The organism is Glycomyces amatae (assembly GCF_020991375.1).
Classification (GTDB): domain Bacteria; phylum Actinomycetota; class Actinomycetes; order Mycobacteriales; family Micromonosporaceae; genus Glycomyces; species Glycomyces amatae.
Genome location: NZ_JAJLQZ010000008.1, coordinates 138,743 through 154,055, shown reverse-complemented (window position 1 = coordinate 154,055; position 15,313 = coordinate 138,743). Strand labels below are relative to the sequence as shown.

Genomic DNA, 15,313 nt, shown 5'->3' with positions numbered 1-15,313 from the left:
CCGTGCCGTGGCGCGTCCGGCCGACATCCACACCAGATCCCCCGTCTGTGAGGAGCGATCACACATATGTCCAACGGACAAGCCATCCGCGGCACGCGAATCGGCGCCGCATCTGGCCGTCACCCGGAACGCGGCGAACCGGTGCCCCGGCAGCACGTCAAGTACTGGTGCGCCAACGGACACGAGACCGTCAGGTCCTTCGCGCTCTACGTCGACGTCCCGCAGGAGTGGGACTGCACCTGCTGCGGCTGGCCCGCCGGCCCCGACCAGGACAACCCCCCCGAGCGCCGCTCGGTCAAGCCGTACAAGACCCATCTGAACTACGTCCGCGAGCGCCGCAGCGAGGAGGAGGCCGAAGACCTCCTCGCCGAAGCCCTCGCCGCCCGCGCCGCGGCGCGCGGCGAACGCTCCCTCTTCTGACGACACCGCGGCGGCACGCGAGGTTGGGCGTCCGCCGCACCCGAACACACCGAGGGCCCGGAGCGCCGATCCATGGGAAATCGGATCGGCGCTCCGGGCCCCGTCGCGTCTCTCAGAACTCCAGGTGCTTCAGCCGCGACGCGGCCGCCCTGTCCACGAGCCACCGCGTGTGGCCCTGCGCCTCGACGCGCCCGGCCGGAAGCTCCCGCTTCGACAGGGCCTCGTCGACCGCCTCGGCCTTGCCCTCGCCCGAGGCGATGATCCACGCCGCCGCCGCGGTGTTGATCGCCGACATCGTCAGCGAGACCCGCTCGGGCGGCGGCTTGGGGGAGTCGCGCACCCCCACCGCCGAGCCCTCGGCCTCCAGCGCGGCGTTCCCCGGGAACAGCGACGCGACGTGCCCGTCCTCGCCGATCCCCAGCAGCAGCAGGTCGAACGCCGGGACGCCCTCGCCGCCCGCGGCCTTCGCGAGCTCCTCGCGGTACCGCGCGGCGGCCTCCTCGGGCGTGCCCACGGCGTCCGCCGCGGCCATCGGGTGCACCCGCGCCGGGTCCACCGGCAGGTGGTCCAGGAACGCCTCCCGGGCCTGTGTCTCGTTCCGCTCCGGGTCGCCCGACGGCAGGAACCGCTCGTCGCCCCACCAGAACTCGACCTTCGACCAGTCCACGACCGTGCGGATCGGCGAGCCCAGGACGTTCCGGTACACCTGCGCCGCGATCCGCCCGCCGGTGAGCACGACCGAGGCCGAGCCCCGATGCGCCTGCGCGTCCGCGAGCCGGTTGATCAGCCGCGACGCGACCGCCTCGGCCAGCACCTCGGCGTCCCCGTGGACGATCACGGCCCCGCTCACGCGCCCACCCGCTCGTCCGAGTGCTGCTCATGGAAGGTCTGGAGCACCCGCCGGTAGGCGGTGTCCGGGTCGAGGTGCCGCAGCTCCTCGGCCAGCAGCTGGCCCAGGGTCCGGCCCTGGAGCGTCTGGCGGCGCTTCGGCAGCCCCGCCTGGCGCAGCACCGTGGTGCCGTCGGCCTGCCGCTCGACCTCCATGGTCTCGCCCCCGGCCATCGTGAACGCCACGGAGGCGATCGCGGGCAGGTGCTCGGAGTTGCGCTCGACCTCGGTGTCCGCGACCTCCGGGGTCACGCCCAGGTGCGTGCAGAGCCACGCGGCCATGAGCTGCGCCGACGGGTCGTCGTCGTCCGCCTTGATCGTGATCGACTCGACCGCCTGGGTCACGCCGTCGAAGGCGCTGGCGATGAGCGAGCGCCACAGGCTGATCCGGGTCCAGCAGATGTCGGTGTCGCCCGGCGCGTAGGACTCGGCGCGCCGGTGCAGCGACTGGACCGGGTCGGCCGCGCGGGCCGAGTAGGTGATGCGGCGGTCGGCGAAGGACCGCAGCTCCTGCTCCAGGCCGTAGCGGACCGGGTCCAGCAGCCACCAGGTGACCACGGGCACGTCCGACGCGAGCATCGGCAGCACGATCGAGGTCAGGTGCGCGGCGGCCGGGCCGTCGAGGCGCAGGATGATCGCCTCGGCCGCGCCGAGCCGCTCGCCCACGGTGACCTCGGCGTCGATGCGCGGCTCGGCCGCGTCCAGGTCGCGCGGGATCGCCAGGATCAACCGGTACGGGTGCTCCTGCGCGGCGAACGAGGCGGCCTGCTCGACCTCCTCGCGCTCGTCCTCGGTGGTCAGCGCGACCAGGTTGAGCGCCAGGCCCGAGGTGCCGCCGACCTCGTGCAGTATCGACGAGAGCGACTTCATGATGTCGCCGGTGGTGGTGTCCTTCAGATGCACGTCCGACTCCCTTCTAGGCCCGGCGCCAGCGGCGGCCGGACGCCTGCAGCATGAGATCGGCCCCGCTCGGGCCCCACGTCCCCGACTCGTACGGCTCGGGCTTGGTCGTCGCCCAGTACTCCTCGAGCGGGTCGACCACGGCCCAGGACGCGTCGACCTCCTGCGCGTCCGGGAACAGGGTCTTGTCGCCCAGCAGCACGTCCAGGATCAGCCGCTCGTACGCCTCGGGGCTCGACTCGGTGAAGGTCTCGCCGTAGCCGAAGCCCATCGAGATGTCCCGCAGCTCCATGCCGGTGCCGGGCACCTTCGAGCCGAACTTCACCGTGATGCCCTCGTCGGGCTGGACGCGGATGACCAGCTGGTTGTGGCCCAGGATCTTCGTGTCGTAGTCGGCGAAGGGCATGTGCGGGGCCTCCTTGAAGACCACCGCGATCTCGGTGACGCGCTTGGGCAGCCGTTTGCCGGTGCGCAGGTAGAACGGCACGCCGTTCCAGCGCCGGTTCTGGATGCCGATCTGCACCGCCGCGTACGTCTCCGTGGTGGAGGTCGGCGGGATGTTGTCCTCGGACAGGTAGCCCCGGACGGGGCGGCCCTGCACCCAGCCGTCCGCGTACTGGCCGCGGATGGCCGTGGCCTCCAGGTCGTCGTGCAGCTTGATGGCCCGCAGGACCTTCAGCTTCTCGGTGCGGATCTCCTCGGCCTCGAACCCGTTGGGCTGCTCCATGGCCGCGATCGCCAGGAGCTGGAGCACGTGGTTCTGGAGGACGTCGCGGGCGGCGCCGTTGTCGTCGTAGAACCCCGCGCGGGTGCCGATGCCGACGTCCTCGGCCATGGTGATCTGCACGTGGTCGACGTAGTTGGAGTTCCAGATCGGCTCGAACATGGCGTTCGCGAAGCGCAGCGCGAAGATGTTCTGCACCGTCTCCTTGCCGAGGTAGTGGTCGATGCGGAACACGTCGTTGGCGGTGAACACGTCGTCGACGAGCTGGTTCAGATCGGCCGCGGAGTCGCGGTCCTCGCCGAAGGGCTTCTCGACCACGACGCGGCGCCAGCCGCCGCCGTCCTGGCGGTTGTCGGACATGCCGGTCCGCTTGAGCTGCTTGAGCACGGTCGGGAACGCGAGCGGCGGGATCGAGAAGTAGAACGCCGCGTTGCCGACGATGCCGTGCGTGATGCGCAGCTCGTCGACCGTGGCGTCGAGCTTGTCGAAGCACGCGTCGTCGTCGAACGTGCCGGGCACGAACTTGAAGTTGCCGGCCAGGCGCGCCCAGACCTCCTCGCGCCACGGGGTGCGCGCGTGGGACTTGGCGGCCTCGCGGGCCATCTCCTCGAACGTCTCGTCGCCCCAGTCGCGGCGGGCGAAGCCGACGATCACGAACGACGCCGGCAGCAGCCCCCGGTTGGCGAGGTCGTACACCGCCGGGATCAGCTTCTTCTTGGCGAGGTCGCCGGTGACGCCGAAGATCACCAGGGCGCACGGCTCGGGGATGCGCGGCAGGCGGCGGTCCGCCGGGTCGCGCAGCGGGTTGGCGTGGATGTCGGCACCCATCTAACTCAGCTCCCTCACCGCGTGGAGCAGCTGGTTGACGCCCTGGCCGCGGTCGGTGAGGTGGAATCGCACCAGCGGGCGCTCGCGCGACTCGAGGGCCTGGCGGTCGCCCGCGGCCTGCGCGGCCTGGAGCCCGGCGAACGTGTAGTCGCGGCCCGGGATCTCGAGGTCCTCGACGGACTCCCCGGTGATCTGGACGAACACGCCGGTCTGGCGCCCGCCCTTGTGGAACTGCCCGGTCGAGTGCAGGAAGCGCGGCCCCCAGCCCCAGGTGACGGGCGCGGCGGTGCGCTCGGCCAGCTCGGCCCGGAGCGCGGCCAGCCGGGCGTCGTCGATCCGGTCCAGGTAGGCCAGGACGGCGATGTAGGCGCCCTCGCGGTCGGCGTTCGTGAGCACCTCGCCGAGCGCCCCGGCGAGGGTGTCGGCGTGCGAGCCGTAGATCTCCACCGCGCCGTCGACCGCGTGCGGGCGCTCCTGGGGGAGCCCGTCGGCGAGGATGCGGTTGGTGTTCTCCTTGGACTCGGTCACGTTCGGCTGGTTGAACGGGTCGATCCCGATCAGGTAGCCGGCGTAGGCGGTCGCGAGCTCCCACGCGAGGAACTGCGCGCCGAGCGGGCCGTTGACGACCACGTCGGGCATCGCCAGCTGCGAGCCCGCGGCGGGCAGGCCCGTCGAGGAGCCGCCGACCGTCGCGTAGACCCGGTCCGAGTCGCGGGCGCCCGCGGCGCCCGGTCCTTCGAGGACGACCGGGAGCGTGCCCTTGCCGTCCTTGCCGAGGGACTCGGCGATGAGCTGCTCGGCCCAGTCGCCCAGGCCCACGACGCCGGTGCCGTCGTCGGCGACGGTGATCGTGGGCCGGGCCGCGATGACCGCGCCCAGGACCACGGCCGGGTTGTCGCCCTCGCTCTCGACCGTGGTCGCGAACGCCTCGGCCTGCTCGATCAGCTCGGCCACGTCGGCGCCCGCGAGCGCGGTCGGGACCAGCCCGAACGCGGTCAGCGCCGAGTAGCGCCCGCCCACGTTCGCGTCGGCCAGGAACAGGTGCGAGCCCTGCTCCTGCGCCAGCGACTCCAGCGCGGAGCCGGGGTCGGTGACGAACACGAACCGCTCGGCCCAGTTCTCGACGCCGATGCCCTTGAACGCCAGCTCGAAGGCGCGCCGCTGGGAGTCGGTCTCCACCGTGGACCCCGACTTGGAGGACACGACGACGGCGGTGCGCCGCAGCGCCGCCTCGCCCATCTCGGCCCGGATCTGGCCGGGGTCGGTGGTGTCCAGGATGCTGATGCCCAGATCCAGGGTCCGGGAGATCACCTCGGGGGCCAGCGAGGAGCCGCCCATGCCCGCGAGGGCGATGTGGTCGATCCCCTGCTCCTGGAACTCGGCGCGCAGCTTCGCGAGCGGCGCGAGGAGCTCCTTCGACTTGACGAAGGTGTCGATCCAGCCCAGGCGGATCGCGGCCTCCTCCTCGGCCGCGGGACCCCACAGGGTCGCGTCCTTGGCGGCCAGCCTGGCCGGGACGCCCTCGGACCTGAGCCGGTCGACCGCGGCGTTCACGTCCACGCCCGTGGTGACCGCGAGGCCCCCGGCGGCTTCCATCTTCCCCATCGGCTCGCTCACTTCTGTTCTCCGCCTTCTTCGGACGCGCTCTCACTGAGCTTGGTCTGGATCTGGTCCAGCAGCTGGTTCCAGCTGACGATGAACTTGTCCACGCCCTCGTCCTCCAGGACCTTCACGACGTCGTCGTAGTCGACGCCCGCGCGCTCCAGCTGGAGCATGACGGCGGCCGCGTCGTCGTAGAACGGCCGGACGGTGTCGGCCTCGACCCCGCCGTGGTCGGCGAAGTCGTGGAGGGTGCCCTCCGGCATCGTGTTGACCGTGCCGGGGGCGATGAGGTCCTCGACGTACATGACGTCGCGGTAGTCGGGGTTCTTGACCGACGTGGAGGCCCACAGCGGACGCTGCGGGACGGCCCCGGCCGCGGACAGCGCCTTCCAGCGCTCGGTCCCGAACGCGTTCTCGAACTCCTGGTAGGCCAGGCGCGCGTTCGCGACGGCGGCCTTGCCCTTGAGGGCCCGCGCCTCGTCGGTGCCGATCGCGTCGAGCCGCTTGTCGATCTCGGCGTCCACGCGGGACACGAAGAACGAGGCGACCGAGCGGATCGTGGACAGGTCGATCCCGGCGGCCTTGGCGGACTCGAGCCCGGCCATGTAGGCGTCCATGACCGCGCGGTAGCGCTCCAGGGAGAAGATCAGCGTCACGTTGACGCTGATCCCCGCCCCGACGGCGGCGGTGATGGCGGGGAGCCCGGCCTCGGTGGCGGGGATCTTGATCATGGTGTTGGGCCGGTCCACGGCCCACCACAGGTACTCGGCCTCGGCGATGGTCGCCCGCGTCTCGTGGGCGAGGCGCGGGTCGACCTCGATGGAGACGCGGCCGTCCTGGCCCCCCGTGGCCTCGAAGACCGGGGCCAGGACGTCCGCGGCCCAGCGGATGTCGTAGGTGGTGATGGCGCGAGCGGCCTCTTCGACGCTCACCTTGCGGACCGCCAGGTCGGCGATCTGCTCGTCATAACTGCTGCCCTTGGACAGGGCGGCGGCGAAGATGGACGGGTTCGACGTGACGCCCGCGACGGACGACCCGGCGATGAGGTCCTCGAGGTTCCCCGTCTCCAGTCGCCCGCGTGAGATGTCGTCGAGCCAGACGGACACCCCCGCCGCGGTCAGTCCGGCGAGGTTCTCGTTCGCGCTCATCGGTTCCTCCAGCTTTTCAGCTCGTCTGTTCGGTCGGCGGTGCCGCCGAGCCGGTCGGCGGCTCGGCGGCGGTGCTCGCGAGCCGGCGGCCGGCCCGGTCGCGTGGTTACTGCTGTGCCTTCTTGATGGAGGAGCGGGCCGCGTCCGCCACGGCGGCGGCGGTGATCCCGAACTCCTCGTACAACTTCTCGAACGGCGCGGAGGCGCCGAAGTGTTCCAGGGAGACGCTGACTCCCGCGTCACCCACGAGGTCCCTCCAGGACAGGGCGATCCCGGCCTCGACCGAGACGCGGGCCTTGACGGCCTTGGGCAGCACCGACTCCCGGTAGTCCTCGTCCTGCTCCGCGAACCACTCGAAGGACGGGACGGACACGACGCGGGCCTTGACGCCCTCGGCGGCCAGAGTCTCGGCGGCCTCGACCGCGAGCTGCACCTCGGAGCCGGAGCCGAGCAGGATCACATCGGGGGCGCCCTCGGTGTCCAGCAGCGTGTAGGCGCCCTTGGCGGCGCCCTCGGCGGAGGCGAACTTCGCGCGGTCGAACACCGGGATGTTCTGGCGGGTCAGGGCCAGCGCGGTCGGGCGCTCGCCCTTCTCCAGCAGGGTCCGCCAGACCACGGCGGTCTCGTTGGCGTCGCCGGGTCGGACCACGTCCAGGCCCGGGATGGCGCGCAGGGCCGCGAGGTGCTCGACCGGCTGGTGGGTCGGGCCGTCCTCGCCGAGGCCGATCGAGTCGTGCGTCCACACGTAGACGACCGGGGTCTTCATCAGGGCCGCGAGGCGCACCGCGCCGCGCATGTAGTCGGAGAAGACCAGGAACGTGCCGCCGTAGGGGCGGGTCGGGCCGTGGAGCTTGATGCCGTTGAGGATCGCGCCCATCGCGAACTCGCGGATGCCGAAGTGGAGGGTCCGGCCGTACGGGTTGCCCGGGTAGGCCTTGGTCTGGCGCGACAGCGGCAGGAACGACGGCTCGCCGTCCATCGTGGTGTTGTTCGACCCCGCGAGGTCGGCCGAGCCGCCCCACAGCTCCGGCAGGACCGGGGCGAGCGCGGACAGCACCTTGCCGGAGGCCGAGCGGGTGGCGACGCCCTTCGCGGAGGCCTCGAACTCGGGGAACGCCGCGGCGAAGCCCTCGGGGAACTCCCCGGCCCACAGGCGGTCGTGCAGGGCCTTGTGCTCCGGGTTCGCGGCGGCCCAGGAGTCGAACGCGGCGCGCCACGCGGCGCGGTCGGCCGCGCCGCGCTCGCCGACGCCCCGCGTGTACGCGAGGACCTCGTCGGCGACGGCGAAGGACTGCCCGGGGTCGAAGCCCAGGACCTCCTTGGTCGCGGCGATCTCCTCCGCGCCCAGGGCCGAGCCGTGGGCGGCGTAGGAGTTCTGCTTCTTCGGCGCGGGCCAGCCGATGACGGTCTTCAGGCGGATGAGCGAGGGCTTGTCGGTGACGGCCCTGGCCTTCTCGATCGCCTCGTAGAGGGCCTTCGGGTCCTCCTTGTACTCCTCGCCCGCGCGCCAGTCCACGTCCTGCACATGCCAGCCGTAGGCCTCGTAGCGCTTGGCGACGTCCTCGCCGAGGGCGATCCGGGTGTCGTCCTCGATGGAGATCTCGTTGTCGTCGTAGATCAGGACCAGGTTGCCGAGCTCCTGCACGCCGGCGATGGCGGACGCCTCGTGGGTCACGCCCTCCTCGATGTCGCCGTCGGAGGCCAGGACGTACACGAAGTGGTCGAACGGGCTCTCGCCGACGGCCGGCTCGGGGTCGAACAGGCCGCGCTCGCGGCGGGCGGCCATCGCCATGCCGACCGCGGTGGCCAGGCCCTGGCCGAGCGGGCCGGTGGTGGTCTCGACGCCCGCGGTGTGGCCCACCTCGGGGTGGCCCGGCGTCAGGGAGTCCCACTGGCGCAGGCTCTTGAGGTCCTCCAGCTCCAGGCCGTACCCGGCGAGGTACAGCTGCACGTACAGGGTCAAGCTCGAGTGGCCGCACGAGAGCACGAAGCGGTCGCGCCCCTCCCACTGCGGGTCGCTCGGGTCGTGCCGCATGACCTTCTGGAACAAGGTGTGGGCGACCGGCGCGAGGCTCATGGCGGTGCCCGGGTGGCCGTTGCCGGCCTTCTCCACTGCGTCGGCGGCGAGCAGCCGCGCCGTGTCGACCGCCTGCTGATCGAGATCGCTCCACTCGAACTTTGCCACTGCGATACTCCTTGATAGTCGTCTTGTTCGGGCCTTTGACGTGTGCCTTTCGACCCTACCTATCCGGGCTTGACTTTATGCGCAGTCTCTCGGAGGGCGAAATTCCGCTTGTTGTGAACCCGCCCACGAGAAAGCCTCTCATCAGAGAGCCCCTGGTGGGGGGCGTCGACCCAGGCCCCGGTCACACCCGCACGGACCGTATGGTGGGCCGTGATGAACGAGGACCCGACCCGCCCCGACTTGCCCGGCGCCGTAGCCGACCGCCCCCGGCCCGCCCGCAAGCGAATCGAGCTGCCCGAAACCGGCGCCGCCCCGCAGGCGCGCCCGGACCTGCGGACCCTGGTCGGCGCGTACGTGTCGCTCACCAAGCCGCGCATCATCGAGCTGCTCCTCATCACCACCATCCCGGCGATGCTCGTCGCCGCGCGCATGGAGTACGACGCGCTCCCGTCGCTGACGGCCGTGCTCGCGACCCTGATCGGCGGCGCGCTCGCCGCCGGCTCGGCGAACGCGATCAACTGCTACATCGACCGCGACATCGACCAGCTCATGGGCCGCACCTCCCGGCGCCCGCTCGCGAAGCACCAGATCCCGCCGCGCAACGCCCTCGTCTTCGGGCTCGTGATCGGCGCGATCGCGGTCCTCGGCATGGGCCTGCTCGTCAACTGGCTCGCCGCGCTCCTCACCTTCGGCGCGATCGTCTACTACGACGTCGTCTACACGATCTGGCTCAAGCGGACCACGCCCTACAACACGGTGTGGGGCGGCGCGTGCGGCGCGGCCCCCGTCCTCATCGGCTGGGCCGCGGTCACCGGGCACATGTCCTGGATGGCGTGGGTCCTGTTCGCCGTGGTCTTCCTGTGGCAGCCCCCGCACTTCTACGCCCTCGCCATGAAGTTCAAGGACGACTACGTCGCCGCGGGCATCCCCATGCTCCCGGCGGTCGCCCCCGCCAAGCGCGTGGCGGTCGAGTCGGTCGTCTACGGCTGGGCGATGCTCCTGGTCTCCCTGGTCGCGGTCCCGCTCGGCTCCACCTGGGTGTACGGCGTCGTCGCCCTCGTCACCGGCGGCATGTTCGTCCTGGAGTGCCACCGGCTCCTCGGCCGCGTCAACCGCGGCGAGGACCCCAAGCCGATGCGCCTGTTCCACTGGTCGGTCAGCTACCTGACGCTGCTGTTCCTGGCCCTGGCGATCGACAGCTTCCTCATGTGAGGCACCGTCATACGGCGAAGGCCCGGCCGATCCATCGGATCGGCCGGGCCTTCGCCGTTTCCCCGCCGCGGGCCGAACCCTTTCGGAGGGCCGGCGCCTCTTATACGCGTACCGGCGAGTGCCGGTACGGAACCTGGAGGTCGCCATGATCATCGGTATCGCCGTCGTCGCCGGAGTCGCGCTGGTCGGCCTGTGCGGCTACCACGTCGTGCGCAAGTGGAGGAAGACCCGTGGCTGAGCGGACCTGGCCGGCCGAGGGACTGATCGCAGCCGCCCGGGACGGGGACGTCGACGCCCTCACCGCGGTGGTGTCGGACTCGCACCCGAACGTGCGGCGGTTCGCCCGCTCGATCTGCGCCACCCCCGAGGACGCCGAGGACGCGGCCCAGGAGGCGCTGATCATCCTGTACCGCAAGATCGGGATGCTGCGGGCGTCCGGAGCCCTGGCGTCGTGGATGTTCCGCATCGTCCGCAACGAGTGCCTGCGGCGCGTGCGGACGACGCGGACCCACGCGCCCCTGCCCGACACCGCCGTGCGCTCGGCCGAGGACGAAGCCCTGCAACGGCTCGAGGCGGGCAGGGTGGCCGCCGCCATCGCGGCGCTGCCCGAGGACCAGCGCCGCGCGCTGATCCTGCGCGACGTCCAGGGCTACAGCGGGCGCATGGCCGCCGACGCGCTCGGCCTCACCACCGCGGCCCTGAAGTCCCGCCTGCACCGCGCCCGCAAGGCGGTGCAGGAGTCGCTCGGCACCGCAACCGAACCGGCCCTGGGAGGCTCCCATGACGACGCCGTCTGAGGACTCGCGGTTCGCGAGCTCGTCCCTGACCCGCCACCTGGCCCGGGGCGCGATCGGACTCGGCGCCCTGATCGGCGCGTTCGCGCTGATCCCGGCCTTCGGGCCGGTCAGCCTGCTGCTCCTGCCGCTCGGCGTCCTCGCACTGCGCGGCTGCCCGACGTGCTGGGCGATCGGTCTGGCCCAGACCCTCTCGCGAGGCCGCCTGCGACGCGACTGCGACGACGGGCGGTGCGGGCTGACCGTCGCGGACCGGTCGCGCGGATGACCCCGCCGATCAGGCCTTCGTGGCCAGGTAGACCGAGTTCGAGGACTCGCCCCCGGTATAGGGGTTGTCGAACCAGATCCGCTCGGCGTCCACGTCGGTGAAGACCTCCGCGAGCGCGGCCATGAACTCGTCCTCCGGCGGGTCGTCCGACCACATCGCGAAGCAGCCGCCCGGGCGCAGGTGCGCGGCGAGGGCCCGCAGCCCCTCGACGGTGTAGAAGCCGGCGTGCGGCGAGTGCAGCACGTGCCGGGGCGTGTGGTCGATGTCCAGCAGCACGGCGTCGTAGAGTCGTCCGGGCCGCTCGGCGTCGAAGCCGCCCTCGCTCATCGCGGCGGCGAAGAAGTCCGCCTGCACCAGACGGACGCGGTCGTCGGCGGCCAGGCCCGCGGTGTCGGGGATCAGGTCGCGCTCGTGCCAGTCGATGACCGCGTCCGAGTACTCCACGACCGTGAGCGCGGCGATCCGCCGGTCCTCAAGGGCCGCTTGGGCGGTGTAACCCAGGCCGAGACCGCCCACGATCACGTCGAGGCCGGTGCCGGGCGTCCGCGCCAGCCCGAGCCGGGCGAGCTCGATCTCGGCGACGGGGAACAGGCTCGACATGAGGAACTCGTCGCCGAGCTTGACCTCGTACACGTCGGTCCCGACCGTCCGGTCGTACCGGCGCCGCAGGCTGATCTCTCCCATCGGGGACGACTGCCAGCTGAGTTCCTCGAATCGTGTGCTCATCGACCAATCGAACCATCACCGCCCGCGACCGCCGCGGAGCGGGGCCGGACCGCGGCGGCCGCCACGCCGCCGTGAGCCGGGCCCGCTCCGCGGCGGCGACCCGCGGACGCCGCCGCTCGACCCGCCGGGCGGCGGGCCCTCCTCGCGGGCGGGGTCCGCGAACCTCACTGGTCAGCGGGTTCCGGATGCCGTGCAACGCCTTCGTGACGCAGCGGTGGTGTCGCACCCGGCTCCTAGGGTGTCCGGCATGACACCTTCCCCTGACGCCCCGGCCCTCCCCGACGAAGACCGGCTCGACTTCCCCTCCTCCTGGGAGCGCCTGGTCACCCCCACCCGCACCACCGGGAAGCCCCGCAAGGTCGCGCTCGACCCCGAGGCGGGCAGACAGCGGCTCGCCGAGGAGGCCGATCGGATCGCCGAGGCGCTGGCGTTCGAGCCGCGAGGGCGGTGCCAGACCGCCGGGACGGCCTTCCTCGCCGGCGACCCCGACCCCCTGGGCGCCGCCGCGGTCATAGTCCTCGCCGACCGCGGGAGCGGCCGGCACCGGGAGCAGGCCCGGCCCGTGCTCCACCACCTGGTTGCCGAGCGCGGCCTCGCCTTCGCCGCGCAGGCCCTGGCCGAGTACTTCACCGTCGGCGTCTTCAAGCGGTCGAAACGCCGGATCGGCCTCCACCGGATGCCGATCAGCGCCCTCGAATGGGACACCGGCAGCGACGGCCTGCTGAGCGACCTGCGGTCGCTGCTCGCCGTCGCAGGAGACGACGAGTACGCCGCGGTGGTCGCCGCCCTCGCCGACCGCCGCGACTCGCCCGCCCAGCGGTTCGCGGTGACCCTCCTCGTCCCCGACGAGCGCGACTGGGCCGACGAGGTGTGCGCCGAGCACACTTCCCTCAACCCCGCCCACCCCGTCACCGAGACCCTCGTGCGCGAGGCCGTCACCACCGCGGAGCAGCTCCGGCTCCTGGGCCTGTCGACCATCCCGGTCGCCTACGACGTCACGACCGCCCACGTCGCCCCCCTGGTGCGCCGCCTCGGCGCCGACGCCGCGCCGGTGCTGATCCGCACCGCGGAGGAGGCCTACTACGCCGGCGAGCTCAAGGCCTGCCACAAGGCGCTCGCCCTGCTGCCCTCCGACGAGGCCGTCGGCCACCTCGCCGACCGGCTCGGCGAGGCCGGCGTCGTCGGCTTCGCGATGGACGCCGCGAAGCGCTTCCCACTGCGGGCCCTCCGCGCCGTCGCCGCGCGCCTCCCCGGCGCCGACGCCGAGACCCGCAAGCGGCTCGCCGCGCTCGTCCACGCCGACCCGGTCCTCCAGACCGCACTGGAGCACCTGGACGCCCCGGCCCGCGACGTCCTCGCGCCCCTGTTCGAGTCCGGGACGCGCTTCTCCGAGGCCGACCCCGCCGACCTGCCGCCGCTGCTCGCCGCCCCGCCCTGGGCCGACAACGCCCCCAAACGCAGGCCCGTCGTCGTCGAAGGCCTCGTCCCGCCCCCGATCAACCGCGTGGTCTGGGCCGAGGACGAGCGGCAGGAGTGGGAGCGGGAGGCGCCCTACGCCTTCGGCACGCACACCGACGAGGACTGGCGCAAGACCGCCGCCGCACTCGCCCGCGGCGAACTCGCCGCCGACGACGGCCTGCGCTTCCTGGCCTTCGCGCCGCTCGACATCGCCGCGCCGCTGGTCGCGAGCTGGCGGGCCGAAGGCCTCGACGACTGGGCGGCCGGGTACCACCTCAAGACCGCCCTCGCGCGCTTCGGCGAGGACGTGTCCGAGCAGGCCGCCGTCGGCGCCGCGTCCCAAACGGGCCTGCGCGAGGCCCTGCTGCCGGTCGCGAACCTCGCGGCCGCGCGGCTCATGGCCGACGGGTTCGCCCGGCTCAAGTCCGTCCGCGAGCACGCCGCCGCCTGGCTGGACCGCCACCGGTCGGACGCCGCCGTCCTGCTCGTCCCCGACGCCCTCAGCCGGACCGGGAAGCGCCGCACCGCCGCCGAGCAGGCCCTCCACTACCTCGCGAGCGAGCACGGACCCGAACTGGTCCGCACCGCCGCCGCCCGGTACGGCGCCGAGGCCGCCGCCGCGATCGAGGCCCTCACCGACGTCGACCCGTCGACGCCGCCCGGCGGGAAGGCCCCCCGGCCCGGCGCCTGGGCCGCGCCCGCGCTGCTCCCGCAGGTGCTCCTCGCAGGCGGCGAGCGGGCCCTGCCGCCCGAAGCCGTCCGCCACCTCGTCACGGTCCTCGCCGTCGACGCCCCCTACGCGGGCGTCGGCATCGTCGCCGAGGCCTGCGACCGCGCGTCGCTCAACCGCTTCTCCCTGGCCCTGTTCGAACTCTGGCTCGCCGCGGGCGCCCCGTCGAAGGACGGCTGGGCCCTCGCGCAGCTCGCGCACTTCGCCGACGACCACACCGTCCGCGTCCTGGCCCCGCTCGTCGCCGAGTGGCCGGGGGAGAGCCAGCACCACCGGGCCGTCCAGGGCCTGAAGATCCTGGGCGCCATCGGCACCGAGGCGGCCATGCGGGCCGTCCAGGGCATCGCGGACAAGGCGAGGTACGACGGGATCCGCTGGGAGGCGCACGACCAGGTCCAGGCGATCGCCGACCGCCTCGGCCTGACCCCCGAGCAGCTCGCCGACCGCCTCGTCCCCGACTTCGGGCTCGGCGCCACGGAGGCCCTCCTGTTCGACTACGGCCCCCGCACCTTCACCGTGGCCTTCGACGAGCAGCTCAAGCCGTACGTCACCGACGGCGCCGGCAAGCCCCGCAAGACCCTCCCCAGACCCGGCGCCAAGGACGACGCCGAGACCGCCGACGACGCCTACCGGCGCTACACCGCCCTCAAGAAGGAGCTGCGCACCGTCGCCGCCGACCTCGTCAAGCGCCTCGAGACCGCCATGGTCCGCGGGCGCACCTGGAGCGCGGGGGAGTTCCGCCGGCACTTCGCCGAGCACGCCCTCGTGAAGCACCTCGCGCGCCGCCTCGTCTGGCTCGCCGACCACGGCGCCGGGACGACCGCGTTCCGCATCGCCGAGGACGGCTCGTTCGGCGACGCCGCCGACGACGCGTTCGCCCTCCCAGCCGACGCCGCCGTCCGCCTCGCCCACCCCGTCCACTTGGGCCCCGAGATCGCCGCCTGGGCCGAGCTGCTCGCCGACTACGAGATCCTCCAGCCCTTCCCGCAGCTCTCCCGGCCCGTCATGGCCTTCACCGACGAGGAGCTCGCGACCGGCGTCCTCGAGCGCTTCCAGGGCGTCACCGTCGACGTCGGACACGTCCTCGGCCTCACCGGCCGCGGCTGGCACCGCTCCGGCCCCGAGGACGCCGGGATGGAACCGGGCATCGCCTACACGTTCCCCACCGGCGGCTGCATCGTCGTCGGCCTGGAACCGGGCATCTACACCGGGTCGGTCCAGGAGTACCCGCGCCAGACCCTCGCGAGCGTGCGCCTCTCGCCCTTCGAGGACTACCGCCGCGCGAGCGGCGGCGCGCTCCCCGCGGCGGCGGACCCGGTGGCCGCCTCCGAGGCCCTGGCCGGCCTCGCCCGCCTCGCCGCAGCGCGGTAGCGACCGGGACGGGGATGTCGTACCGGCGCTCTATGCTCGGTCCCGACATCCCCGGTCCA

At 72.8% G+C, this 15,313-nt stretch carries 12 protein-coding genes; 5 read left to right on the top strand and 7 right to left on the bottom strand.

Features of this window, described 5'->3' with window-relative positions; all coding sequences use genetic code 11:
* Window positions 1–66 precede the first annotated feature (66 nt).
* The gene (locus tag LO763_RS14730) at window positions 67–420 is read left to right on the top strand and encodes an RNA polymerase-binding protein RbpA (protein ID WP_230603356.1); all 354 of its coding nucleotides are present in this window, start codon (window positions 67–69) and stop codon (window positions 418–420) included.
* Between the two features lie 112 nt (window positions 421–532).
* Here LO763_RS14730 and pgl read toward each other — a convergent pair whose 3' ends face one another.
* The 6 genes from pgl to tkt all read right to left on the bottom strand — a co-directional run bounded on the left by pgl (window position 533) and on the right by tkt (window position 8,695).
* Window positions 533–1,270 (bottom strand): 6-phosphogluconolactonase, encoded by a 738-nt coding sequence (pgl, locus tag LO763_RS14725; protein WP_230603354.1) that lies wholly within the window; start codon window positions 1,268–1,270, stop codon window positions 533–535.
* Window positions 1,267–2,211 (bottom strand): glucose-6-phosphate dehydrogenase assembly protein OpcA, encoded by a 945-nt coding sequence (locus LO763_RS14720; protein ID WP_230603352.1) that lies wholly within the window; start codon window positions 2,209–2,211, stop codon window positions 1,267–1,269. Before LO763_RS14720 ends, pgl begins: the two co-directional genes overlap by 4 nt.
* 13 nt (window positions 2,212–2,224) lie before the next feature.
* Window positions 2,225–3,760 (bottom strand): glucose-6-phosphate dehydrogenase, encoded by a 1,536-nt coding sequence (gene zwf / locus LO763_RS14715; RefSeq protein ID WP_230603350.1) that lies wholly within the window; start codon window positions 3,758–3,760, stop codon window positions 2,225–2,227.
* Window positions 3,761–5,377, bottom strand: a complete 1,617-nt coding sequence (locus tag LO763_RS14710; RefSeq protein WP_230603348.1) for a phosphoglucose isomerase-related protein — start codon at window positions 5,375–5,377, stop codon at window positions 3,761–3,763.
* Window positions 5,374–6,510: a transaldolase gene (gene tal, locus LO763_RS14705; RefSeq protein WP_230603346.1), complete on the bottom strand. Its 1,137-nt coding sequence runs from the start codon at window positions 6,508–6,510 to the stop codon at window positions 5,374–5,376. The genes LO763_RS14710 and tal overlap by 4 nt, the downstream gene beginning before the upstream one ends.
* A 106-nt stretch (window positions 6,511–6,616) precedes the next feature.
* Entirely contained in the window at window positions 6,617–8,695 is a 2,079-nt protein-coding gene (tkt, locus tag LO763_RS14700) for a transketolase (RefSeq protein ID WP_230603344.1), read from the bottom strand.
* A 213-nt stretch (window positions 8,696–8,908) separates the two neighbouring features.
* Between tkt and LO763_RS14695 the strand changes: the two genes are divergently transcribed.
* From LO763_RS14695 to LO763_RS14685, 3 genes are all read left to right on the top strand, one after another.
* A complete protein-coding gene (locus tag LO763_RS14695; RefSeq protein ID WP_230603342.1) occupies window positions 8,909–9,907 on the top strand; it encodes a heme o synthase in 999 nt (332 codons plus the stop codon).
* A 230-nt stretch (window positions 9,908–10,137) separates the two neighbouring features.
* On the top strand, window positions 10,138–10,704 hold the full coding sequence (locus tag LO763_RS14690) for an RNA polymerase sigma factor (RefSeq protein WP_230603340.1): 567 nt from the start codon (window positions 10,138–10,140) through the stop codon (window positions 10,702–10,704).
* Window positions 10,688–10,969 carry a hypothetical protein gene (locus LO763_RS14685; protein WP_230603338.1) on the top strand — a complete coding sequence of 94 codons (282 nt, stop codon included), beginning with the start codon at window positions 10,688–10,690 and terminating at the stop codon, window positions 10,967–10,969. Before LO763_RS14690 ends, LO763_RS14685 begins: the two co-directional genes overlap by 17 nt.
* A 9-nt stretch (window positions 10,970–10,978) precedes the next feature.
* Here the strand turns inward: LO763_RS14685 and LO763_RS14680 are convergent, their stop codons facing one another.
* On the bottom strand, window positions 10,979–11,695 hold the full coding sequence (locus LO763_RS14680) for a spermidine synthase (protein WP_230603336.1): 717 nt from the start codon (window positions 11,693–11,695) through the stop codon (window positions 10,979–10,981).
* A 247-nt stretch (window positions 11,696–11,942) separates the two neighbouring features.
* On the opposite strand from LO763_RS14680, the gene LO763_RS14675 reads away from it, so the two are divergent.
* On the top strand, window positions 11,943–15,254 hold the full coding sequence (locus tag LO763_RS14675) for a DUF4132 domain-containing protein (protein ID WP_230603334.1): 3,312 nt from the start codon (window positions 11,943–11,945) through the stop codon (window positions 15,252–15,254).
* Window positions 15,255–15,313: the final 59 nt, after the last annotated feature.